Origin of the sequence: Protofrankia sp. Cr1 (assembly GCF_963555865.1) — a bacterium.
In the GTDB taxonomy this organism is placed as follows: domain Bacteria; phylum Actinomycetota; class Actinomycetes; order Frankiales; family Frankiaceae; genus Protofrankia.
The window spans coordinates 1-2,212 of the sequence record NZ_CAUVXO010000622.1 but is presented as its reverse complement, the minus strand read 5'-3'; the positions used below and the strand labels follow the sequence as shown (position 1 = coordinate 2,212).

2 protein-coding genes and 1 pseudogene are annotated in these 2,212 nt (G+C 66.8%); all 3 read right to left on the bottom strand.

Going from position 1 to position 2,212, the window contains the following annotated elements; genetic code table 11:
- Positions 1 to 162: 162 nt before the first annotated feature.
- The 3 genes and pseudogenes from yidC to rnpA all read right to left on the bottom strand — a co-directional run bounded on the left by yidC (position 163) and on the right by rnpA (position 2,208).
- Positions 163 to 1,228 (bottom strand): annotated as a pseudogene (gene yidC, locus U9980_RS26920) (membrane protein insertase YidC).
- A gap of 129 nt (positions 1,229 to 1,357) precedes the next feature.
- Positions 1,358 to 1,741: a membrane protein insertion efficiency factor YidD gene (gene yidD / locus U9980_RS26915; protein ID WP_322770494.1), complete on the bottom strand. Its 384-nt coding sequence runs from the start codon at positions 1,739 to 1,741 to the stop codon at positions 1,358 to 1,360.
- Between the two features lie 113 nt (positions 1,742 to 1,854).
- Positions 1,855 to 2,208 carry a ribonuclease P protein component gene (rnpA, locus tag U9980_RS26910; RefSeq protein WP_322770493.1) on the bottom strand — a complete coding sequence of 118 codons (354 nt, stop codon included), beginning with the start codon at positions 2,206 to 2,208 and terminating at the stop codon, positions 1,855 to 1,857.
- Between the last annotated feature and the right edge of the window lie 4 nt (positions 2,209 to 2,212).

The window sequence follows — 2,212 nt, the reverse complement described above, 5'->3', positions numbered from 1 at the left end:
CCTCCGGATGGGCGTCGCGCTCCAGCCGGCACCCCGGGTGTACCTGCCGCCCGGGTCTTGGGCTCGCCTTCGGATGCCGTCCTGTTGTCCTGGACTGCGCCGTTTTCCGGTACTGGAGCCGGAGCCGGCTGGACCTTGCCGGCCGCACTACCGCCAGTCCCGTTACCAGTTACCAGCCACGTTGTCGCCAGCCCAGTTACCAACCGTGTTGCCGCCAGTCCCGTTACCGGCCATGGTGCCGCCAGTCCCGTTGCCGGACGCAGCGCCGGACCCGTTTCCCGCCGCCGGCCGCGCCTTACTGCCGGGATTGCCAGGCGAACGGGTCCCGGGCGGAGCCTTGCCGGTGGACTTGTTCACGGCCTTACTGACGGCGGTCGCGGACGAATCCGTGGTCGGAGCATCCACGGCGGGCTTGGAACGGCTCTTGGCCTTCGCCGCGGGCCGAGCGCCGGGCACCGGCCGGGCACCGGGTGCGGGCCGCGCCGGCGGCTCAAGGGTCTTGCCCTTCGCAGCGCTACCAGCCTCCACCCGGGCCCCGGGTACGCGTCCGGTCGCGGTCTGTGCCAGCACCGGCGGCATCCTCTTGATGACGAAGAACTGCTGGCCCATACTCCACAGGTTGGTGGTGAGCCAGTAGAGCAGGACGGCGATCGGGAAGCGGAAACCGAACACCGCCAGCATGATCGGCGAGCCGTAGAGCAGCACCTTCTGCACCATGGCCTGCTGCGAGTCCGTTGTCCCGGTGCGCGCCATGATCTGCTTCTGGGTCAGGAACGTGGTCATGCCCATGAGCAGGATCAGGACGACGGCAAAAATCTTGACGTTCGTCCCGTCGGCGCGGACGAACTCCAGGAAACTCGACGACGAGGTGAAGGACGTCGACAGCGAGACGCCGAGCAGTTTGGCCTCGGCGATCTGCTGCACCTGGTGAGCGGTCAACCCCACTCGCGCCACCCATTCCAGCCCGTTCTTCCCCTCAACGGGTTGGAGGTGGCTGAAGACGTGGAACAGCGCGATGAACAACGGGATCTGCAGCACGATCGGCAGACAGCCCAGCAGCGGGTTGCCGTGCTCCTTCTGCAACGCCATGATCTCGGCGTTCATCTTCTGCTTGTTGCCCGTGCTTCTCCCGGATCTCCTTGATCTTGGGTTGCATCAGCTGCATCGTCCGCTGCGACTTCACCTGCCTGACGAACAGGGGAAAGATCAGAATGCGGACACAGATCACCAGCAGGACGACAGAAAACGACCACGCGAAGAAGCTGCCCTGACCGAAGATCAGCCCGAAGCCACCGTGGAAGAAGACGATCGCGTGTGCCGCGAGATGGTAGAGGGGATTCAACACTGGCCTGTCTCCTTAGTGCTCCAGGGACTGCGGCCTCCGGGCGCGCGATCCGACGATCGTCGCGCGCCCTTTGGCCATCAAGACCCTCGTGCCACGGCTGACCCTCGTGCCACGGCGGGACGCGGTCGGCTTGTGCGGGTGCTTGGGGTCACGCGTCGGAACCGGGTCACGCGTCGGAACCGGGTCATAACCTCCGGCCGACAACGGCTGGCAGCGCAGCAGCCGGCGGGCAGCCAGCAGGCCACCCCGGACCCCGCCGTAACGGCGCACCGCCTCAAGCCCATACGCGCTACAGGACGGCTCGAAGCGGCAGACGCCGGCGCTGCGCACGGACCAGGCGGCCCGATAGAGTCCGATCATGGTACGCAGCGCCCACGCGAGGGGACTGCGCACCATGCCGCCGGGGCCACGACACAGCCTCGGCGCGGCCCTCGCGGCGACGTGGCTTGCCACAGTCAGGTCGAACACTGCGAGTAGACCGACTGTAAGCAGAACGCAGTCACCGATGCTCATCGACGATGCCGGTCGAGGGTTTTGGCAATCCCGTCGCCCAGCCTGGACCCGTTACCGGACCGGCCACGGGATGATCTCTCACGCAACGCCCGGTCGAGGGCGCGCCCCAGCTCATCTGAAGATGCGGTGGCACTGTCCGGTAAGGCACGAACGATCATCAACGTCCCAGCCGGAACGTGATCGAGTCGGGCACGTACCTGCTCACGCAGTCTCCGGCGGACCCGGTTGCGGACGACGGCATTGCCTACCTTGCGGCTCACGACAAACCCCACGCGTGGCGGAGGCAGGGCGGTCGCTGCGTCGGCGTCGTCCACGGGGTCGCTGCCTTCAGGCTTGTTGTCCACAGTCAGGCTG